The organism is Mycobacterium lentiflavum (assembly GCF_022374895.2).
Taxonomy (GTDB): domain Bacteria; phylum Actinomycetota; class Actinomycetes; order Mycobacteriales; family Mycobacteriaceae; genus Mycobacterium; species Mycobacterium lentiflavum.
This window is the reverse complement of record NZ_CP092423.2, coordinates 5,016,933-5,037,270: the sequence shown is the minus strand read 5'-3', so window position 1 is coordinate 5,037,270 and position 20,338 is coordinate 5,016,933. Positions and strand designations below refer to the sequence as shown.

Below are 20,338 nucleotides of genomic sequence, written 5' to 3'. Positions count from 1 at the left end.
AACATAGCACTTACTTATCGGTAAGTCAGCTAGAATTTTCGGATGACGAGGCCCCGGTCCGATACCCGTCAGCGCATCCAAGAGGTCGCCCGGGAGCTGTTCCTTCAGCAAGGCGTGCAGCGGACCAGCTTGCAGGACATCGCGGACAGGCTGGGGATCACCAAACCCGCGCTGTACTACCACTTCAACTCGCGTGAAGAGCTGGTGCGCAGCATCCTGATGCCGGTGATCGAAGACGGCGAGCGTTTCGTGGCCGAGCAGGAAACCCGGCGCGACATCGACGTGCGCGAATTGTTGGAGGGCTATTTCGATTTCCATTACCGGCACCGTCAGTACATCGTGCTGGTACTTACGGAATTGACGATGCTGGCCGACCTCGGCCTCATCGACAAGGTACCGGCATGGCGTGATCGATTGGGCAAGAAGGTATTTGGGCCACGACCGACGCTCGCGCAGTCCACCCGCGCGGTCGTAGCATTCGGTGGACTGCAAGACTGCTGCCTACAGTTTCCCGACACCGGGTATGAGGCGTTGCGTGCGACTTCGGTCGACGCGGCATTCGCCGCGCTGGGCGGGTGAGCAAAAGGCCGGACGCGCGAATTGCCAAATGTTTTGGTGCCCTCTGACTTAACCGCGTCCCTGCACGGTGCTTTGATCCTGAGCGTTCTGCTGGAAGATGTCGCCGGCGGTGTGGCCGTTGTCGTTCACGAAGTTTTCATCGCCGTCGACGGTGACGATGCGGGCGCCGGGCGGCGCGGCCGTCACGGTCGCCGGCTCACCGCTGAACAGTGCTAGTGCCGCGCCGGCCAATGTCAGTTGTATCGCCTTGTTTGCCATGCATTCACTTAGCGCTGTCGTGCCAGGCACAGGCTGGGGCGCGGATAGCAATCTGCTGTGAGCGAACGTGGCATCCCGGGCCATTCCGACTCGCCCCGACGAGAGCTAGAGTCGCTAATCATGCGCTTTGGTTTCTTCATCCCGCAGGGCTGGCGGATGGATCTGGTAGGCATCGACCCGGCGAAACACTGGGCGGTGATGCGGGACTTGGCGTCCTACGCTGACGGCAGCGCCTGGGACTCGGTGTGGGTCTACGACCACTTCCACACCGTCCCGATGCCGAGCGCGGAAGCGACACACGAGGCCTGGTCGTTGATGGCGGCCTACGCCGCTACCACCTCACGCGTCAAGCTCGGCCAAATGTGTACGGCGATGAGCTACCGCAATCCGGTCTACCTCGCCAAGGTGGCGGCCACCGCCGACATCATCTCCGGTGGTCGCATCCAGATGGGTATCGGCGGCGGCTGGTACGAACACGAGTGGCGCGCTTACGGATACGGGTTCCCGTCAGCCGGCGTGCGATTGGGCCGCCTCGACGAAGGCGTGCAGATCATGCGGGACGCCTGGCGCGACGGCAAAGTCAGCTTCGACGGCAAGCACTACCAGGTCGACGGTGCGATCGTCGAGCCGAAGCCATTGCAGGACAACGGTATTCCACTATGGATCGCCGGCGGAGGCGAGAAGGTGACATTGCGCATCGCGGCGCAGTACGCGCAGTACACCAACTTCACGGCGGAGCCCGAGGCGTTTGCCCAGAAGTCGGAGGTGCTCGCCGGGCATTGCCGCGACGTGGGTACCGACTTCGACGCGATCGTGCGTTCGGCCAACTTCACCGCCATCGTCGGCACGTCTGAGCCCGAGGTCAAAGACCGCCGGCAGCGGGTGCGCGACCGGCTGGTCAACTATGTGCCTGAGTCCCTGGCGGATTCGATGACCAGCAGCCTGCCCGACTCGGCGATGGGCACCACGGAACAGGTGATCGAGCGGCTGACCAAGGTCCGCGACCTCGGCTGCGAATACGCGATCATCTACTTCCCCGAGGCCGCGTACGACCGCTCCGGCATCGAATTGTTCGAGCGCGAAGTCATTCCCGCCCTGGGCTAGCGCGCTCAGACGTCGGTGGTGGTGTACCTCGTCTTGACCGGAGGCGCGGCCAGCAGCGGCGGCAGTTGGGTCACCTTGCCTTCGCCGGCGCGAAACGCGCGGTAGGCCTCGTCGGCGCCGACCGATTCCCACTCTTCGTAGATGATCCAGTGGGCTTCGTCGTCCTCGTCGACCCAGACGTCGGTGCGGAGATTTCCCTCGAATGCCCGGGTGGTTTCCAGCGTCCGGCCCATCAATTCACGCCCGGCGCCGACCTCGTCGGGCTTGAACTTCAGTTCCAGTAGCACGATGACCGTCATCGTCGTCTCCTCGCATCGTCACTAGGTGCCGCTCGCCGCGAGCACACCGTTGAACCTACGGTCGACCCACTTGGCGAAGTCGGGCGCCTCCGGAATTTGATCGGCGCCGCACCTTATGAGAATGCGGTTTCCACTTTTCGGAAGGCTGTTATACGGTTCAGTCAGAATTGTTCCTTTGGCGCACCCCGCGGACGTTCCTGGAGGACCCCTCAATGCAGAAGGCACTCGCTCCCGAGATCTCGACCTGGCCCGACGAGAACCCGCAGCTGATCGGCAGTAGGTGCGGTGATTGCGGTGCCACCACCTTCCCGGTGCAGGATCGGTGCCCGCGCTGCAGTGGCGGCTCGATGAGCGACGTGCTGTTGCCGCGGACCGGAACCGTGGTCGCCTGGACCACCCAGGGCTTCCCGCCCGGGGCGCCCTACGCCGGTCCGACCGGCAAGGACTTCGTGCCGTTCGGCGTGGGTCTGGTGCAGCTCGGTTTGGGCGAAGACGCGGTGATCCGCGTCGAGGGCCGGCTGACCGAGAACGATCCGGCCAAACTGCAGTTCGGCCAGCAGGTCGAGCTCACGATGGTGCCGTTTACCACCGATGCCGACGGCAACGAGATCATCACGTTCGCGTTCCAGCCGGTTTAGATCCAGGAGAATCCGAGATGACCAACGACGTCGCCATCATCGGCGTGGGCCTGCACCCCTTCGGCCGGTTCGAGAAGACGGCGATGCAGATGGGCGCCGAGTCCATCCAATTTGCGCTCACCGACGCGGGCGTGGGGTGGAAGGACATCCAGTTCGGGTTCGGCGGCAGCCACGAGGTGTCCAACCCCGACGCGGTGACCCGACTGGTCGGGCTGACCGGCATCACGTTCACCAACGTGTTCAACGCGTGTGCCACCGCGGCCAGCGCCATCCAGCAGACCGCCGACACCATCCGGCTGGGCAAATACGACATCGGCATCGCCATCGGCTTGGACAAGCACCCGCGCGGGGCGTTCACCGACGACCCGGCCAAGCTGGCGCTGCCGCAGTGGTACGCGCAGAACGGGCAGTTCGTCACCACCAAATTCTTCGGCATGAAGGCCAATAAGTATCTGCACGACCACAACATCTCGCGGGAAACCCTGGCGCGGGTGGCCAACAAGAACTTCCGCAATGGCGCGTTGAACCCGAATGCCTTCCGGCGCAAGGAGATTTCGGTCGAAGAGATTCTGAACTCGACCGTCCTCAATTACCCGTTGACGCAGTACATGTTCTGCGCGCCCGACGAGGGTGCGGCCGCGGTCATCATGTGTCGCGCCGACATCGCACACAAGTACACCGACAAGCCGGTGTATGTGCGCGCCTGCGAGATCCGCACCCGCACATTCGGCGCTTACGAGGTGCACGCCACGTTCGCCCCGTTGGATGAGGACGTCTCGCCGACGGTGTACGCGTCCAAGGCGGCCTACGAAGCCGCGGGCATCGGGCCCGAGGACGTCGACGTCGCCCAGCTTCAGGACACCGACGCCGGCAACGAGGTCATCCACATGGCCGAGACGGGCCTGTGCGCCGACGGCGAGCAGGAGAAACTGTTGGCCGACGGGGCCACCGAGATTCACGGCTCGATGCCGGTGAACACCGACGGCGGGCTGATCGCCAACGGCGAGCCGATCGGTGCGTCGGGGCTGCGGCAGGTGCACGAGCTGGTGCGTCAGCTGCGCGGCGAGGCGGGCGAGCGTCAGGTGCCCGGCAACCCGCGGGTCGGTCTGGCGCAGGTCTACGGCGCTCCCGGCACCGCGTCGGCGACGATACTGTCGCTCTAAATCCACTCGCGCTTCGGCCCGTGTTTTCGCCGAACGTGCAGCGACTGCGAGAAATCGTCGAAAATTTCGCCGCCAGTGCACATTCGGCGCAATAGATGCCAGCTCGTCGCTCTAAATCGCCGGGCCTCGCACGTCGTCGGTTATCCGACGTACTCGGGTAATTCGACGTCGTCGCGGAATTCGCTCCGAACGACCCACTCGGCCAGCCAAGGAATGTTCAGCAGTCGGGACGCCAGATTGCGGGTCCACACGCCCAGCGCCGTCTTGGGTGCGAAGGTCGTGGCGAATCCGCGCGCCGACCGCTGCCTGGCCTCGACGATCGGACGCAACTGCCGTTCATAGCGGCGAAATGCACTCTGGTGATTCGCCCCTGCGCGATTGAGCTCGCCGGCCAGTACGTAGGCCTGCACCATCGCCAGACCCGCCCCCTCGCCCGCCAGCAGAGAGACCGCGGCCGCGGCATCCCCGATGAGCGCTACTCGCCCGTCCGACCAATGGTCTAGCACGATTTGGCTTGCGCGGTCGTAGTACACATCGGAGGCCCTCTCGAGCATGTGGAGGATCTCTGGGCATTCCCAGCCGGCGGTGCCGAAAACTTGGCGCAGGACCTGGCGCACCTGCGACACATCCTGTGGTTCCGGCCCACTCATATGGTCAGTGGTGAAAATGAAGAAAAACAAGGTCTTTTCGTCGCGCATTGCGAATCGTGCGACCATGCGCCCCGGCATCGTGTAGGCGAGGTAGACGAGTTCATCACGCGGCTGATAGCCCTCGGCTTCGAATGCCGCGACTCGGTAACCGAGATCGGTCACAAATCGGTCTTCCGGGCCAAACACCAAGTCTCGCACCGGCGAATGGATGCCACCCGCGCCGACGAGGAGGTCGAATTGTCGTGGTCCGCCGTGCTCGAGTGTGACGCACACGCCCGACTCGTGTTGCGTGATAGCCGAAATACTTTCGCCGAAGAGAGTTTCGGCACGGTGGTCGATGGAGCGATAGATCATGGCCGCCAGATCACCACGGGGAATCGTAACGAATCGGCCGTTGAGATTTTGCCGGAACGGTTCAGTCGAAAATCCGCCGACTCTTCGCGCATTCTGGTCCACCAGTCGCACTTCGCGTACCGCGTACCCCGCGGCATGCAATTCGGCGGTGAGTCCCATCCGTTCGGCGACGGCATATCCTCCGCCCCAGAAGTCCACGACGTAGCCTCCGGTGCGCAGTCGTGGCGCCTTTTCGATCAGGGTTGGCTCGTGGCCATAGTGCGACAGCCAATACGCGAGCGTAGGGCCGGAGATGCCGGCACCGACGATGGCGATCTTCATGCCTACCTCCGCAGCCGATGGAGTTGGGTTCCACTATAGCACTATGCAATAGTTGCATACAGATATAAATCACGAGCGACCACGTCCATCTCCCGCCGGCACCGGGAAGTGTCCCGAACTTCGGCCTGCCTTCGCCGAGCGTGCTGTCACTGCGAGAAATCGCCGAAAATCTCGCAGCCAGTGCACGTTCGGCGTAATAGATGCCAGCTCGTCGCCGTTAAATCGCCGGGCCCAGAAGGTCGTCCGCGTCGCGGATGATGTAGCCGTAGCCCTGCTCGGCCAGGAAGCGCTGCCGGTGCGCGGCGTATTCGGCGTCTAGGCTGTCGCGGGCCACCACGGAGTAGAAGATGGCGCCGCCGCCGTCGGCTTTGGGGCGCAGCAGTCGGCCCAGCCGTTGCGCTTCCTCTTGGCGCGAGCCGAACGTGCCCGAAACCTGCACCGCCACTGAGGCTTCCGGTAGGTCGATGGAGAAATTCGCGACCTTGGACACCACCAATGTCGAAATTTCACCGGTGCGAAAGGCGTCGAACAACGCCTCGCGTTCCTTGGTCTTGGTGGAGCCCTGGATCACCGGGGCGTTCAGCTCGGCACCAAGCTCGTCGAGCTGATCGAGGTAGGCGCCGATCACCAGGGTCTGCTCGCTGGGGTGTTTCGCCAGAATCGACTTGACCACAGCGATTTTGGTATGCACCGTCGAGCACAGCTTGTAACGCTCTTCGGGTTCGGCGGTGGCGTAGATCATGCGCTCGTTGTCGGTCATCGTGACCCGGACCTCGACGCACTCCGCTGGGGCGATCCAGCCTTGCGCCTCGATGTCCTTCCACGGGGCGTCGTAGCGCTTCGGGCCGATCAGGGAGAACACGTCACCCTCGCGGCCGTCTTCCCGGATCAGCGTGGCCGTCAGGCCGAGCCGTCGCTTGGACTGCAGATCGGCGGTCATCCGGAACACGGGTGCGGGCAACAGGTGCACCTCGTCGTAGACGATCAGCCCCCAGTCGCGGCTGTCGAAGAGCTCCAGATGGCGGTATTCGCCCTTACTGCGGCGGGTGACCATCTGGTAGGTCGAGATGGTGACGGGCCGAATCTCCTTGCGCTCGCCGGAGTATTCGCCGATCTCATCCTCGGTCAGCGAGGTGCGCGCGATGAGCTCACGTTTCCACTGCCGGGCCGCGACGATGTTGGTCACCAGGATCAGCGTCGTCGCACTGGCTTTCGCCATCGCGGCCGCGCCGACCAGCGTCTTGCCGGCGCCGCACGGAAGCACCACGACTCCGGAGCCGCCGGCCCAGAACGAGTCCGTGGCCAGCCGCTGGTAATCGCGAAGCTCCCAACCGTCCTGATCCAGGCTGATCGGATGCGCCTCGCCATCGACATATCCGGCAAGATCCTCTGCGGGCCAACCGATCTTGAGCAGCATTTGTTTGACCCGGCCTCGCTCGCTGCCGTGCACGATCACGGTGTCGTCGTCGATTCGGGCGCCCAGCATCGGCGCGATCTTCTTGTTGCGCAGCACCTCTTCGAGCACCGCGCGATCCAGGCTCACCAGGGTCAGGCCATGCACCGGGCTCTTGACCAGTTGCAGCCGGCCGTAGCGGGCCATCGTGTCGACGATGTCGACCAGCAATGGCTGCGGCACCGCATAGCGCGAGAAACTGACCAGCGCGTCGACGACCTGTTCGGCGTCATGCCCAGCGGCGCGGGCGTTCCACAGCGCCAGGGGCGTGATGCGATAGGTGTGCACGTGTTCGGGCGCGCGTTCGAGCTCGGCGAACGGCGCGATGGCGGCGCGCGCCGCGTCGGCCAGGTCGTGGTCCACTTCCAGCAGCACCGTCTTGTCGGACTGCACGATCAATGGTCCGTCAGACATAGCGCCACTCCTCCGCATTGCGCTCGGCGCGCCCCCTCGCCGCTGTGCGGCTGGGGGTGCCCCCAGCATCGTCGTTGGCACGCATCAGTCCATTATCCGTTGCCCGCCGACACCACTGACGTGATGCGGTGGATCGCGAAGTCGCGCAGCCGCCCCAACGCCGAATCGAACGCCACCAGCTGCCCGCCTCGTACCGCGATCGGCGACACCATCCGCTGGCTGGCCACGCCCGCGGCGTCGAGGTAGCCGATCACCAGCGTGTCCTGATTCTTTGCCGCATCGGACAGCAGCGATATCGCGGCCGCCGGGTCGACACGGCTGGTGCCGAACGGCGCGGTGGTCACCTTGCGCAGCACCGAGACCACCGCGTTCAGCGTCTCGGTGTTCGGCCGCGGTGCCGGGCGGTAGGGCCGACGCTGCTGCGGCGTGGGCACTCGCGCCCGCAGCGGACGGACGTCGACGATGGCGCCGGTGGAATCCTCGGCGGCCGGGGCGAAACCGGCGGCCCGCAGGGTGGCCAGCATCTCGGCGATCGGCGCGGGGGAGACGGCCACCGTCGGGGCCAGCGCCCGCAGTTGCAGGTCTTCGCCCGCCGCGACCGCCTGGGCCAGCAGCGCCGGGTCTTCGCAGCGCACGAACGAGGCGGCCATGCCGATGCGAAGCTGGCCATGGCGTCGCGCAACATCATCGATGAGATACGTGAGTCCTTGTGGCACAGACGTTTTAGAGTGGCTGGCGAAAAATGCATGCATCCAGTCGCGGGTCTTGCCGACGTCGAGGGCGTGGCGGATCGACTGCTCGCTGATGCGGTACACCATCGCCGCCCCGGCCGATTCGACGTTGGCCACCGTCGCCAGTTCCTCGGCCAGGTCGCGTTGTAGAGGCCCGGGCACCACGACGGTCAGGTCGGCCTGCATCAGGAAGTGGTCGATCGGTTTGGGCAGGGCCCGCGCCATGGCGTCGACCGTGGCGGAGAAGTCGATGGTTTCGGCCAGCAACGCGCGGCCGGGTGTGCTGATCGCCCCGCGGCCCACCAAGCCCAGCGCGTGGCTCTCGGCAAGCAGATCGGCCAGCGGTCCGGGCTGCAGGCGCCGGGCCCAGCGTGGGCGCCGCCAGATCAGCGCCGCCGACGCCGTGGTCGCGTCGACGCCGGCGCCCGCCGGCAGCTCGGCGAGCATCCCCAGCAGCAACCGCCGGTCCAGTGGAGCGGCCGTCGAGTACAGCGAATCCGAAAGGGCCGCATAGGGTTTCCCGTCGGGGCCACGACCGCCGATCAGCGCCGGGCGGCCCGGAAGATCGAGCCAGGCGCTGGCCAGCAGGTGCCACCGCTCGGCGGCGGACATCGCGGCGAAGCGGTCGGCGGCCACCGTCGGCGCCCAGTACAGGCCGTCGGCGTTCTCCGGCTCCGGATCGGGCATGCCATTGGCGATCAGCCCGGCCGCGGCCGCGACCTCGAGCACCAGGCCAAGCCGCGGCTCGTCGATGCCGGTTGCCTTGGCCAGGCGCTTGACTTCGCGTATTCCCAGACCACCGCTGCGCAGTTCGGAAACCGGTACGGTGCCAAGGCTTTCCAGCAGCACGTCGAATTCACGCAGCAGGTCGATGACGGCCCCGGCGGCCGCGGCGTCAACATCGTCGGGTGTCGTCGTGGACACCACCGGGTCGGGTTCGGTCAGCTCCATCGGGCCGGGCTGCTCGCCGCGCAGCACCTGCGCAACGTGGCGGGGCAGAATGACCGTCTCGGCGTCGACCCGGCGCAGTAGTCCCATGGCCAGCAGCTGCGGCACCGGCCGATCCGCCGGGGCGCCGGGCGCGGCGTCGCGGGTGCGTCCCATCGGAGAGCCCTCGAGCAGCTTGTCCAGCACCTCCTGCTGCGCCTGGTTGAGTCCGTCGATCAGCTCCGAAATCTGTTCGCCGGTGCGGGAACCGTCCTCGAGCGTTACCTGCCCCGGATGCCAGGGCAACGCCATGCCGGCGTCGGCGGCCATCCGCGTCGCGACGTCGCCCCACACCAGGGCACGCCGCCGCAGGTCGTCCAGCGCCTCGATCACGTCGGCCTCGGGAGCGCGGTCGTCGATCAGCGCCAGCAGCTTGGCGGTCGGTACCGGCGTGCTGTCAGCGTGCAGCACCAGCAGGGCATCGAGCACCGCCAGCCGAAGGAAGTCGAGCTCGTCGGTGGCGGCCTTGACCGACTGGCGGGCCCCGGCGCGCGCGGCCAGGGCCGCGATATTGCCGGGTGGCGGCTGGGCAAGGTCCGGCCGTAGTTCCAGCAGTTGGATCAGCCGCTCGTCGGGCAAGTCGGCCAGCCAGGACCCCAGTGGGATATCCGGGGTGTTGTCGGTCATTGCTGACCAGCGTAAAGCAGCTTGCGGATCCGCATTCCGACTAGCGTTACGCGCGGGTGCGCGACCTGTCAGAATGTACGGCGTGGCTGACATTGCTGAGAGCAAGGCGGGCAAAACCCGGTACGTCGACAACGGCTGGCCGACGACGGACCCCGACGACCATGCGGTAAGCGAGCTGGTGACCGATCGCGCCGGTGCGCTGTCGCCGTTCGGTGACCTGGTGTTCCCGGTGGAATCCGACCACCTGCCTTACGTCCACCCGGTCACGGTCGTCAACCGGTAGGCATTGGCCACCGATGGCTGGGGCATCCGGGGCGTCCAGACCTGAGCAGGCCTGGCAGTCCCAGGAATCCCGCCCGGACGCGCTGTCGCACCTCGATGACCGGGGCGCGGCACACATGGTCGATGTCAGCGGAAAAGTAGTCACCAAGCGCACCGCCGTTGCCGCGGGCGCCTTGCGGACCACCGCGCACGTCGTCGCGCTGATCTCCAGCGGCGGTCTGCCCAAGGGCGACGCGCTGGCGACCGCTCGGGTGGCGGGCATCCTGGCAGCCAAGCGCACCAGTGACCTGATCCCGCTGTGCCACCAGCTCGCGCTCACCGGAGTCGACGTCGATTTCACCGTGGGTGAGTCGGACATCGAGATCGTGGCAACGGTGCGCAGCACCGACCGTACCGGCGTGGAGATGGAGGCGCTGACCTCTGTCAGCGTGGCCGCGCTTACGCTTTACGACATGATCAAGGCGGTTGACCCGGCGGCCCGTATCGATGATGTCCGCGTGCTCCGCAAGGAGGGTGGCAAGACCGGAAGTTGGGCGCGTTGATGGGCGCCCGATCCGCACGCATCATTGTCGCTTCGACCCGGGCCTCCGACGGTGTGTATACCGACAAATGTGGACCAATCATCGCTGAATGGCTTGAGCAGCACGGTTTTTCGGCCACGGAACCGGAAGTGGTCGCCGACGGGAACCCGGTCGGCGAGGCGCTGCGCAAGGCGCTCGACGACGACGTCGACGTCATCCTCACCACGGGGGGCACCGGTATCTCGCCGACCGATGGCACCCCCGACCAGACCGTCGCGGTGGTCGACTACATGATTCCCGGACTGGCCGAGGCAATCCGACAATCCGGGCTGCCCAACGTGCCGACCTCGGTGCTGTCGCGCGGCGTGTGCGGCGTGGCCGATCGGACCCTGATCGTCAACCTGCCCGGTTCGCCCGGCGGCGTACGTGACGGGCTGGGGGTGCTTGCCGACGTGCTCGACCATGCTCTCGACCAGATCGCGGGCAAAGACCACGAGCGATGACGGTCGTCCTGCGCGCGGCGATGACCGACCAGCCGATCTCGTTGGCCGAGCATGAAGAACTGGTAGGCCATCGCGCGGCCGGGGCCATCGTTGGGTTCGTCGGCATGATTCGGGACCACGACGAAGGACGCCGGGTGCTGCGGCTCGAGTACTCCGGGCATCCGTCCGCCGCGCAGGTGATGGCGGAGGTGGTGGCCGCGGTGAGCGAGGCGTCCACCGGCGTGCGCGCGGTCGCGGCCAGCCACCGGATCGGCGTTCTGCACATCGGCGAGGCGGCGCTGGTGGCCGCGGTTGCTGCCGATCACCGACAGGAAGCATTCGCCACCTGCGCCCAACTGGTCGACACCATCAAGGCGCGGCTACCGGTCTGGAAGCACCAGTTTTTCGACGATGGAACCGACGAATGGGTGGGGTCGGCCTAGCGCCTTCGGTTCGGCGCCGGCCCGCCCGCGTCAGCTGACGGGGGCCAGCGAGTCCAGGGCGTCGTTGCCGTTGATGTCTTCGCCGCGGATCGCTTCCCACAGTTTCTGCGTGTAGCCCACCTTCGTGGCCTGTTGCACGGCATCCGCGGGCGGGGGCGCGTCGGCGGGCGGCGGGGCGTCCGCCGGAGGCGGGGTGTCAGCGGGCGGCGCGGGCGGCAGCGCGTCCGCGGGAGGCGGGGCGTCGGCCGGCGGTGGGGCGTCGGCGGGCGGCGCGGGCGGCAGCGCGTCGGCCGGCGGCGCCGGCAGGTCCGCGGGCGGGGCGGGGGGCAGGTCCGCGGGGGGCGGTGCCGGTTGGTCGAAGGACGCCAGCTGCACCGGCGCGGGCGGCGGTGCAGGAGCGTCGGGCGCAGGCGCGTCCGCGGGCGGCGGCGCCAGCGGACCGTTGAGGCCCGGCAGGTCGAAGCCGGCCGGGGCCGGAAGGACCTCGCGCGGCGTGGGACCCGACAGCGGGCCACCACACACCGGCCAGGCGCCACGGCCCTGCGTCGCGAGAACTCGCTCAGCGACGGCGATCTGCTGCTCCTTGGTGGCCAGCTGGGCCGACGGGGCGTACTCGCCACCGCCATGCGCGGCCCACGTGCCGGCGTTGAACTGAACGCCGCCGTAATAGCCGTTGCCGGTGTTGATTCCCCAGTTGCCGCCCGATTCGCAACGGGCTACCTGATCCCACTCGCCATCCGTGGCTGCGGCTGCTTGACCAGCCATGGCAATGCTGCCGCCACCAAGTACCGCCCCGGTAAAGGCGATCTTGGCAACGCTGATGTTGGATGTCGAGGGCTTGCGGTGACGTCCACTCATACGCGCCGAAATTTTCCTCTCGTGACGCGCCTGCGAGGTCAGCTGTCGGGTTCGGGTTCAAGAGGTCACCCGGCCTCCGTCGTCTCGCGAGAGCCGACGTCGGCTTCACCCCAAGGAGTCGCACGCGACCCCAGTCCGGCGGACCGGTGGGTCCCCCGTCTCCATCCAGGTTTCGGTGTCCCCCGCCCATTGGATGGAGCTCGGCGCTACGGGTGAGGGAGGACCGCCACTCGGTTGATCTTGGCGAGCCTCCGGAGACCGTAGCCGGTTCTGTTGGCCCCGTCACTTTCTGCGAAACTCGGCGTTTCCCGCACGGACATCTTCGAAAGACGCAGGAACACCTGGGATTTGCCCAGCTCACCACAACCCGATATCGGGCTGTGTCCGGCCCGTTATCATTCCGTTACGTGAGCTATCTCACAAAATTAACCGCCAGCGAACGGCGGTAACACGTCAATCGTGTTACCCGAGCGCAACGGTTGGGTTTCGTCGCGGACCGCGATGCCATCGCAGAGGTACGAGCAGCGATCCAGCACGGTTGCCAGGCGGGTACCCGCAACGGCGATCGTCTCAACCAACTCGGCTACCGTGGCGCCCTCGCGCAGCACCACCGTTTCCGAATCGGCGCCCGCCGCGGCCCGCGCGGCGGCGAAGTAGCGGATCGTCACCTGGATGCCGTCGGCGTCCTCGATGTCCAGGGGGAGCTCAGCCACCGATCGCGCTCATCGGGCGGTCGGGCTGGATGAAGTTCGGGTCGTTGATCCCGTGGCCCGCGGGCTTGGCCCACATCGCGGTGCGCCAGGCCGCCTCGATCGCGTCGTCGGGCGCGCCGCCGCGCAACAGGCCGCGCAGGTCGGTCTCCTCGGTGGAGAACAGGCAGCTGCGGATCTGGCCGTCGGCCGTCAGGCGGGTGCGGTCGCAAGTCCCGCAAAAGGCGTGCGACACCGAGGCGATGACGCCGAACTGTCCGGCCGGCGTATCCGGGCCGGCGTCCACCAGCCACAGCTCGGCGGGCGCCGAACCGCGCGGCGTGGGGTCCGGGCGCAGCCGGAAGTGCGGCCGCAATGCCGCCAGCACGTCGTCGGCTGTCAACGCGGCATCCCGGCGCCACCGGTGCCCGGCGTCCAGCGGCATCTGCTCGATGATGCGCAACTGGTAGCCGTGTTCGAGGCAGAACCCCAGCAGCTCCACGACATCCTCGCGACCGGTGGCGGGATCCAGCACAGCGTTCACTTTGACCGGCGCCAGCCCCGCCGCCTTGGCGGCGGCCAGGCCGGCCACCACATCGGCGAGCCGGTCGCGGCGCGTGATGGCCGCGAAGCGTTCCCGGTTCACGCTGTCCAGCGAGATGTTGACGCGGTCCAGCCCGGCCGCGGCCAGCGTGGCCGCGCGTCGCGCCAGCCCGACGGCGTTGGTGGTCAGCGAGATCTCCGGACGGGGACGCAATGCGGCCGCCGCCGCGACCACGTCTTCGAGGTGACGGGACAACAGCGGCTCACCGCCGGTGAACCGCACGCTGGTGATGCCGAGCCGGGTGACGGCGATGTGCAGCAGCCGGGCCAGCTCCTCCAGCCGCAGCAGCTGCTCGCCGGGCAGCCAGTCCAGACCTTCGGCCGGCATGCAGTAACTGCACCGCAGGTTGCAGCGATCGGTCAGCGACACACGCAGATCGGTGGCGGCCCTGCCGTAGGTGTCGAGCAGGGGACCGTCCGTCGGCATTCCGGCGACGGGCGCGTCGCCCGTCAGGCTCGGCACCACGGGCAAACCCAGTGCGGTCAGCGTCATGCGGGCACCCGCCCGAATGGGGCCCCCGCCCCGACCGGAACGATCTCCTTGCCCAGCGGCATCAGCGACACCGGGATGAGTTTGAGGTTGGCCAGCGCCAGCGGGATGCCGATGATCGTCACCGCCATGGCCGCCGCGCTCACCAAATGGCCGATCGCCAGCCAGATGCCGAACAGCAGCAGCCAGACGACGTTTCCGATCAGGGCGCCGCTCCCAGCGGTCGGTTTGTCGACGATGGTCCGGCCGAATGGCCACAACGTGTACGAGGCGATGCGCAACGCCGCGAATCCGAACGGAATCGTAATGATGAGCAAGAAGCTGATGAGCGCCGCAGCAAGGTATCCGACGGCCATCCAGAGGCCGCCGAATATAAGCCAGATGATGTTCAGAACCAGGCGCATATCTCCTCCAGCAGTACTGCCAGCCTAGCGAGTGAGGCGGAAACGGGGGTGCTGGTCCGGCAACCACCCGAGTAGGATCTGAATCCGCATCGCGTCCTGCACAGTCGGGACGCGTCTTATGTTGTCCATTCCTAGTTAGTTCCGTCAGACAAGCAGGTGAGACCAGTGCCGACCGGCAAGGTTAAGTGGTACGACGCCGAGAAGGGGTTCGGCTTCCTATCGCAGGAAGACGGCGAGGACGTCTATGTCCGTTCGTCGGCGTTGCCCGAGGGCGTGGAGGGGCTGAAGGCGGGGCAGAAAGTCGAATTCGGGTTGGCTTCCGGCCGGCGCGGACCGCAGGCGTTGAGTCTCAAGCTGATCGACCCACCGCCCACCCTTGCCAAGACGCGGCGCGAGGCACCTGTCGAGCACAAGCACAGCCCCGATGAGCTGCACGGCATGGTCGAGGACATGATCACTCTGCTGGAGAGCACCGTGCAGCCCGAACTGCGCAAGGGGCGTTACCCCGACCGCAAGGTGGCGCGTCGGGTCTCCGAGGTGGTCAAGGCCGTGGCCCGAGAGCTCGACGCCTAACGCTTGGCGCAGCGAGTACCGCGTCCCAGTTTGGGTGCTCACTCCCGGCGACAGTCGGCTAGCGACGAGGCTGCGATGGTACAGCCGGCGCAGGTCACCGAGGAGCAAGCGAGAGCGCTCGCCGAAGAACCCGCGAAAGTGGTTGGGATAAAGCATTTGTCGACAACGAATTGTTGCCGGCTTATTCATGCGGCGAGTCAAATGTCTGGATCGCCGTTCGTGTTCGGGGTTCATCGATAACTGCCACTGGGGCAGAATCGTCGGCATGGCCACCTACGTTGCCGGTGCAGGGGAGTTCACCCGCGACACCAACTACATCACCACCCGCATCACCGCCGATGGACGCGACGGCTATCCCGTCGAGCCTGGCCGATATCGGCTTGTCGTCGCGCGCGCCTGCCCGTGGGCGAATCGCGCGATCATCGTCCGGCGCTTGCTCGGCCTGGAAGGGGTTCTCTCCATTGGGTTTTGTGGACCCACCCACGACGAGCGCAGCTGGACGTTCGACCTTGACCCGGGCGGCGTGGACCCGGTCCTGAAGATCCCGCGACTGCAGGACGCCTACTTCAAGCGTTTCCCCGACTACCCCAAGGGGATCACCGTCCCGGCGATCGTCGACGTCGGAACGGGCGCCGTCGTCACCAACGACTTCGCGCAGATGACGCTGGACTTGTCCACCGAGTGGACCGCGTTGCACCGCGATGGTGCCCCCGAGCTCTACCCGCAGCGGCTGCGGGCCGAGATCGACGAGGTCAGCAAGAGGATCTACACCGAGATCAACAACGGGGTATACCGGTGCGGTTTCGCCGGCTCGCAGGAGGCCTACGACGCAGCCTACGACCGGCTGTTCACCGCGTTGGATTGGGTGAGCGATCGCCTGACCAATCAGCGATACCTGGTGGGAGACACCATTACCGAGGCCGACGTGCGACTGTTCACCACACTGGCCCGCTTCGACCCGGTGTACCACGGGCACTTCAAATGCAACCGCAGCAAGCTGAGCGAGATGCCGGTGTTGTGGGCCTACGCGCGGGACCTGTTCCAGACGCCCGGCTTCGGCGACACGACCGACTTCGTGCAGATCAAACAGCACTACTACATCGTGCACGCCGACATCAACCCGACCCGTATCGTGCCCAAGGGCCCGGAGCTGGCGAGCTGGCTTACCGCACACGGCCGGGAGGCATTGGGCGGCAAGCCTTTCGGCGACGGAACGCCGCCCGGGCCGCCGCTCGAGGGCGAGCAGGTGCCGATTGGCCACGGTGCGTAGGCGCCGGGTTCAATGCGTCAGCCGCACTGACCATTCCGCATGCGGGGCTTCACGCAGTTCACCCGCCTGGTCGACTACCAAGGTCAGTAGCTGCACGACTATTCCGGTCAGCCGCCCGCGTTGTGAGTCGACCGATGGGATCGTCACGGCCAGGCGGGTGCCGGGCCGAAACATGGTGGTCGACGTGTTCGCGGGATCTTCATACACCTGGAGCAGCCGCCAGGGTGCGCGCGAAATCGCCTCGGGGACCGAGAGTTGCACCGGATAGCTGCCGGTGATCCGCAGCTCGCCCTGAGCCTGCGGTTGCTGGCAGTCATTGAGGTTGAGCACATTGCAGTACAGGAAGGGCCCCACCCGGATTGTGTGACCGTGCGAGTACGCGCTGATCTCCGGTCGCTGCGGGCCCGAATCGCGCAGCAGCCACCAGGTGCCGACTCCAGCGCCCGCGGCCAGCAGCACGACCACGACCGCAAGGGTAACGGCCACACCGCGTTTCACTTCGGTACCGCCGCCGTCATGCCGCTGTCGCGGGGCATGCCTTCCTGCTCGACCATCACCGGCCGGTTACCGCCCAGGCCCGGGATCAGCGAGTTGCCGCGGAAGCTGACGATGGTTTGCGCCAGACCCAGAATCAATATCGCACTGATGGCCGTGAAACCTACCCACAGCTCGGTATAGACCATCACCCCCACCGCGCCGCCCAGCACCCAGGCCAGCTGCAGCGTCGACTCCGAGCGCCCGAACCCCGACGCCCGGGATTCTTCGGGCAGGTCGTCTTGCAGGGATGCGTCCAGCGACGCCTTGCCGATGGCGGCAGCGGCGGACGTGATCAGGGTCGCGATCGCCGCTGCCATCAGACTGCCGGCCAGCGCGGCGGCTAATGCGACCGCGCACACCGCCACGGTGCAGCGCACCACCAGCACGGCGGGCCTGCCCAGTTTCAACCGTGCGCTGGTGAAGTTGCCGGCAAAGTTTCCGAGCCCGGCCGCCACGCCGATGATGCCCAGCATCGCGAGCTGCTCCCAGCCGTTGGCTTCGTGCGACTTCGCGACGAACGCGGGATATAGAAACAGGAACCCAACCATCACTTTGATCGTGCAATTACCCCACAGCGAGGTAATGATGTTGCGGCCCAATGGCTGTCGCAGTGCCCCGCTGACTTCCTTGTGCCAGCTGCGGCGCAGCGGCTCGCTGTCCTGGCGATAGCTCAGGGTGGCCGGGACTTCACCCTCGGTCACCTCGACCCAACGTGGTATTCGCATCGACAGGAAGGCGCCCGCCACCGTCACCGCCACCACGACGAACAATGCTCCCGGCAGCTTGAGCAGGTTCGCACCGGCGTACTCGACGCCGCCCGCGATCGCGCCGCCGACGATGGTGCCACCGAGCAGACCGAACATCGTCAGCCGCGCGTTGACTCGCACCAGGTCGATGGTCGGCGGCATCACCCGCGGCGTTACCGCGCTGCGCAACACACTGAACGATTTCGAGAAGACCATCATCCCCAGCGCACACGGATAGAGCACCCACGACGGGAAACTGCCGCTGGCGCCGTCGTAGTTCATGATCAGCAGCACCGCCAGCGCGGTACGCAGCCCAAAAGACAACGCCAGCGCGACGCGCCGGCCGTGCTGCAAGCGATCCAGCGCGGGCCCGATCAGCGGCGCGATCACAGCGAACGGCGCGATGGTAATCAGCAGGTACAGCGCAACTTTCGACTTGCTCTCGCCGCTGGCCGCGGCGAAGAACAACGTGTTCGCCAGGGCGACGGCCATCGCGGAGTCCGCCGCGGAGTTCGCGACCACCGGCCACGTCAGCGCGGTAAGCCCCGACTTGTCGGCGCCGTCGGCGGTGGCCGCCCGCTGGACCATCCAATACATCCGGGAGCCCATCTCGCGGCTGCGCAGGGCGGCGGCGCGGGTGACGGTGATCCGTTCACGTTCACCCGAGGGCTCGCGACGCGGGGGCGCAGTGTCGCGGTTCGGTTCTTTCTGCCGGCCCAGCGGCGGCAGGTAGCGGTTGGCACTGGGCGGCGGAGGTGGGCGGCGCGTGCGTCGATAGCCCGCGTCGTCGGTGGGGTAGTTGGCCATGCCGGGGTGCTGATTCGTCGATCCAGTACGGGTCCGGCGGCCCGAGTTGGAGGGCGCACGGCCCGGATCGTCACGCCGCCGTCCAGACACAAATCAATTCTGTCTTATACCGGGGGGCAACCGGGCGTGGCTCGCCAACTTATACCGAGGGGCAACCGGGCAGGGCTTGTCAACCTAGTATTGGAGACGCAATGCATGGAGAAGACAGTGTGACCCGACCCGCCGAGGAATCCGCCGTGGCAACCGTGGCCGAGTGGCCAGAAGAGTTGGCGGCGGTGCTCACGCATGCGGTCGACAAGGCCAGGGCGGCCGTCGAGGAGTTCAGCGGACCCGACGCGGTCGGGGACTACCTGGGCGTCAGCTATGAAGACCCGAACACCGCCACTCACCGGTTCCTGGCTCACCTGCCCGGTTACCGCGGGTGGCAGTGGGCCGCCGTCGTCGCTGCTTATGCCGGCGCCGACCGGGCCACGATCAGCGAGGTCGTGCTGGTTCCCGGGCCGACGTCGCTGCGGGCGCCCGATTGGGTGCCCTGGGACCAGCGGGTACGCCAGGGGGATCTGAGCCCCGGCGATCTGCTGCCGCCGGCGGCGAACGACGAGCGACTGGTTCCCGGCTTCATGTCCAGCGGTGACCCACAGGTCGACGAGACCGCCGCCGAAGTCGGGCTGGGCCGGCGTTGGGTGATGAGTCTGTGGGGCCGGGCCGACGCCGCCGAGCGCTGGCACCACGGCGACTACGGCCCCGACTCGGCGATGGCGCGGTCCACCAAACGGGTGTGCCGCGACTGCGGCTTCTTCCTGCCGCTGCAGGGATCGCTGGGCGCGATGTTCGGCGTGTGCGGCAACGAGCTGTCCGCCGATGGGCACATCGTCGACAAGCAGTACGGCTGCGGCGCGCATTCCGACACGCCCGCCCCGGCGGGCAGCGGTTCGCCGGCATACGAACCCTACGACGACGGTGTCCTGGACGTCATGGAGCCTCCGGCCGATCCGCCCGAGGCGCCGGCCGCGGCGTCCGAGCCGTCCGACGAGTCGCCCGAGGTGTCGGCGGAGTCACCGGAGGAGTCCGCTGCGGCGCCCGAGGCCGTGGCCGAACCGCCGGAGGCTGGGGTTGACGCGGCCGAACCATCGGAATCGCCGGAGGCCTCCGAAACATCAGCGGATGCCGCTTCGGAATCCGCGACCGAATCGCCCGACTAGGTTTCCTCGGCCGCGGCCTTAATTCTGGCCAGCGAGGCGTTCATCCCCTCGACCAATTCGCGTTCGAAGTTCGCCGTCCCGCCCAGGAATGCGTTGATCGACAAGCTCGCATACGCGCTGAGGCCGTTTTCGGCGTGCCGGCTCTCGACTACCCGGGTGCCTTCGCCGGTGGACTCGAGTTCATAGCTCCAGATCGTCCGGTTGGTGTCGACCCGAAACGCCAGCTTCTGCTCCGGAATGACCTCGACGACCGTGGCCGTGGTCGGCCAGAGCAGGCCCAAGCGCCGGTTCAGGTTCAGCGTGCGGGTGCCCGGACGCAGCGGTCCGAACGACTTCATCCAGCGACACTGCGGACTCCACTCCGGCATGCGGCGGAAGTCGGAGATCAAGGCCCAGACTTTGGAGGGCGGCGCGTCGATGTCGATCTGCGCCTGCAGTAGCGGGGCCACCATCGGGCTTCCTTCCGGCTGAAGCTATTTAGGGTCGAGAAAGGTTTCCAGACCCGTCTGCGCGCCTCGCTCGCCGCGACGGGCTCCGGCGAGTTGCAGCAAGAAGATCGTCGTACCCACCACGCCGGTTCCCAGCCCGGCCAGCGTCACCGGGCGCCAACTCTCCAGAGAGGGAACGAGAAACGCGGCGGCCACGGCAATCAGCCAGCCCACGCCGCCGATTGTGATGAACGGCCACACCCGCAGCAGCGCGGGTGGCAGCGGTGGCGGCTCAGGACTGCGGCCAGGTTCGGCGCTCATCGCGATCAATCTAACCCGCAGCCGCGGCCACCGCGGCGCGGGATTCGCTCAGTGTCCCAGCGAATACGTCCTAAGCTGCCGTTCGACGTTTCTCGGCCCCAATT

Annotated in this window: 23 protein-coding genes, 1 pseudogene and 1 riboswitch; of the genes and pseudogenes, 11 read left to right on the top strand and 13 right to left on the bottom strand. The window is 66.9% G+C overall.

Annotated elements, in window-relative coordinates; translation table 11 throughout:
• Positions 1–42: 42 nt before the first annotated feature.
• Positions 43–579, top strand: coding sequence for a TetR/AcrR family transcriptional regulator (locus tag MJO58_RS23375; RefSeq protein WP_239721147.1), 537 nt, complete (start codon positions 43–45; stop codon positions 577–579).
• 48 nt (positions 580–627) lie between these two features.
• Here the strand turns inward: MJO58_RS23375 and MJO58_RS23370 are convergent, their stop codons facing one another.
• The gene (locus MJO58_RS23370; RefSeq protein ID WP_239721146.1) at positions 628–837 is read right to left on the bottom strand and encodes a hypothetical protein; all 210 of its coding nucleotides are present in this window, start codon (positions 835–837) and stop codon (positions 628–630) included.
• Between the two features lie 120 nt (positions 838–957).
• Between MJO58_RS23370 and MJO58_RS23365 the strand changes: the two genes are divergently transcribed.
• Positions 958–1,941, top strand: a complete 984-nt coding sequence (locus MJO58_RS23365; RefSeq protein WP_239721145.1) for an LLM class F420-dependent oxidoreductase — start codon at positions 958–960, stop codon at positions 1,939–1,941.
• Between the two features lie 5 nt (positions 1,942–1,946).
• Here the strand turns inward: MJO58_RS23365 and MJO58_RS23360 are convergent, their stop codons facing one another.
• On the bottom strand, positions 1,947–2,240 hold the full coding sequence (locus MJO58_RS23360; RefSeq protein WP_239721144.1) for a putative quinol monooxygenase: 294 nt from the start codon (positions 2,238–2,240) through the stop codon (positions 1,947–1,949).
• 212 nt (positions 2,241–2,452) lie between these two features.
• Between MJO58_RS23360 and MJO58_RS23355 the strand changes: the two genes are divergently transcribed.
• Together MJO58_RS23355 and MJO58_RS23350 are read left to right on the top strand one after the other, a co-directional pair.
• Complete coding sequence (locus MJO58_RS23355; protein ID WP_090606406.1) at positions 2,453–2,878, top strand: Zn-ribbon domain-containing OB-fold protein; 426 nt, start codon at positions 2,453–2,455, stop codon at positions 2,876–2,878.
• Between the two features lie 17 nt (positions 2,879–2,895).
• On the top strand, positions 2,896–4,041 hold the full coding sequence (locus MJO58_RS23350; RefSeq protein ID WP_239721143.1) for a thiolase family protein: 1,146 nt from the start codon (positions 2,896–2,898) through the stop codon (positions 4,039–4,041).
• A 140-nt stretch (positions 4,042–4,181) separates the two neighbouring features.
• On the opposite strand, the gene MJO58_RS23345 is transcribed toward MJO58_RS23350, so the two are convergent.
• The 3 genes from MJO58_RS23345 to MJO58_RS23335 all read right to left on the bottom strand — a co-directional run bounded on the left by MJO58_RS23345 (position 4,182) and on the right by MJO58_RS23335 (position 9,578).
• The gene (locus MJO58_RS23345) at positions 4,182–5,366 is read right to left on the bottom strand and encodes an FAD-binding domain (RefSeq protein WP_239721142.1); all 1,185 of its coding nucleotides are present in this window, start codon (positions 5,364–5,366) and stop codon (positions 4,182–4,184) included.
• 217 nt (positions 5,367–5,583) lie between these two features.
• Positions 5,584–7,233, bottom strand: a complete 1,650-nt coding sequence (locus tag MJO58_RS23340) for a DNA repair helicase XPB (RefSeq protein WP_239721141.1) — start codon at positions 7,231–7,233, stop codon at positions 5,584–5,586.
• A 92-nt stretch (positions 7,234–7,325) separates the two neighbouring features.
• Positions 7,326–9,578, bottom strand: coding sequence for a helicase-associated domain-containing protein (locus MJO58_RS23335; protein ID WP_239721140.1), 2,253 nt, complete (start codon positions 9,576–9,578; stop codon positions 7,326–7,328).
• Between the two features lie 82 nt (positions 9,579–9,660).
• On the opposite strand from MJO58_RS23335, the gene MJO58_RS23330 reads away from it, so the two are divergent.
• The 4 genes from MJO58_RS23330 to MJO58_RS23315 are packed head-to-tail and all read left to right on the top strand — an operon-like array spanning position 9,661 to position 11,306.
• Positions 9,661–9,861, top strand: coding sequence for a hypothetical protein (locus tag MJO58_RS23330; RefSeq protein ID WP_175364529.1), 201 nt, complete (start codon positions 9,661–9,663; stop codon positions 9,859–9,861).
• A 13-nt stretch (positions 9,862–9,874) separates the two neighbouring features.
• A complete protein-coding gene (moaC, locus tag MJO58_RS23325) occupies positions 9,875–10,402 on the top strand; it encodes a cyclic pyranopterin monophosphate synthase MoaC (RefSeq protein WP_259608726.1) in 528 nt (175 codons plus the stop codon).
• A complete protein-coding gene (locus tag MJO58_RS23320; protein WP_090606388.1) occupies positions 10,402–10,884 on the top strand; it encodes a MogA/MoaB family molybdenum cofactor biosynthesis protein in 483 nt (160 codons plus the stop codon). The genes moaC and MJO58_RS23320 overlap by 1 nt, the downstream gene beginning before the upstream one ends.
• A complete protein-coding gene (locus MJO58_RS23315) occupies positions 10,881–11,306 on the top strand; it encodes a molybdenum cofactor biosynthesis protein MoaE (protein ID WP_090606384.1) in 426 nt (141 codons plus the stop codon). The genes MJO58_RS23320 and MJO58_RS23315 overlap by 4 nt, the downstream gene beginning before the upstream one ends.
• Before the next feature lie 30 nt (positions 11,307–11,336).
• Here MJO58_RS23315 and MJO58_RS23310 read toward each other — a convergent pair whose 3' ends face one another.
• From MJO58_RS23310 to MJO58_RS23295, 4 genes are all read right to left on the bottom strand, one after another.
• Complete coding sequence (locus MJO58_RS23310; protein WP_239721139.1) at positions 11,337–12,164, bottom strand: transglycosylase family protein; 828 nt, start codon at positions 12,162–12,164, stop codon at positions 11,337–11,339.
• Positions 12,165–12,175: 11 nt separating this feature from the next.
• A riboswitch (cyclic di-AMP (ydaO/yuaA leader) is annotated at positions 12,176–12,352 on the bottom strand.
• 237 nt (positions 12,353–12,589) lie between these two features.
• Positions 12,590–12,877 (bottom strand): MoaD/ThiS family protein, encoded by a 288-nt coding sequence (locus tag MJO58_RS23305; protein ID WP_276327226.1) that lies wholly within the window; start codon positions 12,875–12,877, stop codon positions 12,590–12,592.
• A complete protein-coding gene (moaA, locus tag MJO58_RS23300) occupies positions 12,870–13,949 on the bottom strand; it encodes a GTP 3',8-cyclase MoaA (RefSeq protein ID WP_239721137.1) in 1,080 nt (359 codons plus the stop codon). The genes MJO58_RS23305 and moaA overlap by 8 nt, the downstream gene beginning before the upstream one ends.
• Positions 13,946–14,350 carry a YccF domain-containing protein gene (locus MJO58_RS23295; protein ID WP_090606368.1) on the bottom strand — a complete coding sequence of 135 codons (405 nt, stop codon included), beginning with the start codon at positions 14,348–14,350 and terminating at the stop codon, positions 13,946–13,948. The genes moaA and MJO58_RS23295 overlap by 4 nt, the downstream gene beginning before the upstream one ends.
• A 165-nt stretch (positions 14,351–14,515) precedes the next feature.
• Here MJO58_RS23295 and MJO58_RS23290 point away from each other — a divergent pair, with 165 nt between their 5' ends.
• Both MJO58_RS23290 and MJO58_RS23285 read left to right on the top strand, forming a co-directional pair.
• Positions 14,516–14,923 (top strand): cold-shock protein, encoded by a 408-nt coding sequence (locus MJO58_RS23290; protein ID WP_090606362.1) that lies wholly within the window; start codon positions 14,516–14,518, stop codon positions 14,921–14,923.
• A 265-nt stretch (positions 14,924–15,188) separates the two neighbouring features.
• A complete protein-coding gene (locus tag MJO58_RS23285; RefSeq protein WP_090606356.1) occupies positions 15,189–16,193 on the top strand; it encodes a glutathione S-transferase family protein in 1,005 nt (334 codons plus the stop codon).
• 9 nt (positions 16,194–16,202) lie between these two features.
• Here the strand turns inward: MJO58_RS23285 and MJO58_RS23280 are convergent, their stop codons facing one another.
• Entirely contained in the window at positions 16,203–16,691 is a 489-nt protein-coding gene (locus tag MJO58_RS23280) for a DUF2771 domain-containing protein (protein ID WP_239721135.1), read from the bottom strand.
• On the bottom strand, positions 16,688–18,283 hold the full coding sequence (locus tag MJO58_RS23275; protein ID WP_239723420.1) for an MFS transporter: 1,596 nt from the start codon (positions 18,281–18,283) through the stop codon (positions 16,688–16,690). The genes MJO58_RS23280 and MJO58_RS23275 overlap by 4 nt, the downstream gene beginning before the upstream one ends.
• A gap of 209 nt (positions 18,284–18,492) precedes the next feature.
• On the opposite strand from MJO58_RS23275, the pseudogene MJO58_RS23270 reads away from it, so the two are divergent.
• A pseudogene (locus MJO58_RS23270) lies at positions 18,493–19,275 on the top strand (DUF3027 domain-containing protein); the annotation flags it as partial.
• A 206-nt stretch (positions 19,276–19,481) separates the two neighbouring features.
• Here the strand turns inward: MJO58_RS23270 and MJO58_RS23265 are convergent.
• Both MJO58_RS23265 and MJO58_RS23260 read right to left on the bottom strand, forming a co-directional pair.
• On the bottom strand, positions 19,482–19,937 hold the full coding sequence (locus MJO58_RS23265; protein WP_239721133.1) for an SRPBCC family protein: 456 nt from the start codon (positions 19,935–19,937) through the stop codon (positions 19,482–19,484).
• 21 nt (positions 19,938–19,958) lie between these two features.
• Complete coding sequence (locus MJO58_RS23260) at positions 19,959–20,234, bottom strand: DUF2530 domain-containing protein (RefSeq protein WP_090606332.1); 276 nt, start codon at positions 20,232–20,234, stop codon at positions 19,959–19,961.
• Positions 20,235–20,338 lie beyond the last annotated feature (104 nt).

Coding starts and splice junctions, on each gene's coding strand:
- MJO58_RS23375 (WP_239721147.1), top strand. CDS start 43: ATGACGAGGCCCCGGTCCGATACCCGTCAGCGCATCCAAGAGGTCGCC.
- MJO58_RS23370 (WP_239721146.1), bottom strand. CDS start 837: ATGGCAAACAAGGCGATACAACTGACATTGGCCGGCGCGGCACTAGCA.
- MJO58_RS23365 (WP_239721145.1), top strand. CDS start 958: ATGCGCTTTGGTTTCTTCATCCCGCAGGGCTGGCGGATGGATCTGGTA.
- MJO58_RS23360 (WP_239721144.1), bottom strand. CDS start 2,240: ATGACGGTCATCGTGCTACTGGAACTGAAGTTCAAGCCCGACGAGGTC.
- MJO58_RS23355 (WP_090606406.1), top strand. CDS start 2,453: ATGCAGAAGGCACTCGCTCCCGAGATCTCGACCTGGCCCGACGAGAAC.
- MJO58_RS23350 (WP_239721143.1), top strand. CDS start 2,896: ATGACCAACGACGTCGCCATCATCGGCGTGGGCCTGCACCCCTTCGGC.
- MJO58_RS23345 (WP_239721142.1), bottom strand. CDS start 5,366: ATGAAGATCGCCATCGTCGGTGCCGGCATCTCCGGCCCTACGCTCGCG.
- MJO58_RS23340 (WP_239721141.1), bottom strand. CDS start 7,233: ATGTCTGACGGACCATTGATCGTGCAGTCCGACAAGACGGTGCTGCTG.
- MJO58_RS23335 (WP_239721140.1), bottom strand. CDS start 9,578: ATGACCGACAACACCCCGGATATCCCACTGGGGTCCTGGCTGGCCGAC.
- moaC (WP_259608726.1), top strand. CDS start 9,875: ATGGCTGGGGCATCCGGGGCGTCCAGACCTGAGCAGGCCTGGCAGTCC.
- MJO58_RS23320 (WP_090606388.1), top strand. CDS start 10,402: ATGGGCGCCCGATCCGCACGCATCATTGTCGCTTCGACCCGGGCCTCC.
- MJO58_RS23315 (WP_090606384.1), top strand. CDS start 10,881: ATGACGGTCGTCCTGCGCGCGGCGATGACCGACCAGCCGATCTCGTTG.
- MJO58_RS23310 (WP_239721139.1), bottom strand. CDS start 12,164: ATGAGTGGACGTCACCGCAAGCCCTCGACATCCAACATCAGCGTTGCC.
- moaA (WP_239721137.1), bottom strand. CDS start 13,949: ATGACGCTGACCGCACTGGGTTTGCCCGTGGTGCCGAGCCTGACGGGC.
- MJO58_RS23295 (WP_090606368.1), bottom strand. CDS start 14,350: ATGCGCCTGGTTCTGAACATCATCTGGCTTATATTCGGCGGCCTCTGG.
- MJO58_RS23285 (WP_090606356.1), top strand. CDS start 15,189: ATGGCCACCTACGTTGCCGGTGCAGGGGAGTTCACCCGCGACACCAAC.
- MJO58_RS23275 (WP_239723420.1), bottom strand. CDS start 18,283: ATGGCCAACTACCCCACCGACGACGCGGGCTATCGACGCACGCGCCGC.
- MJO58_RS23265 (WP_239721133.1), bottom strand. CDS start 19,937: ATGGTGGCCCCGCTACTGCAGGCGCAGATCGACATCGACGCGCCGCCC.
- MJO58_RS23260 (WP_090606332.1), bottom strand. CDS start 20,234: ATGAGCGCCGAACCTGGCCGCAGTCCTGAGCCGCCACCGCTGCCACCC.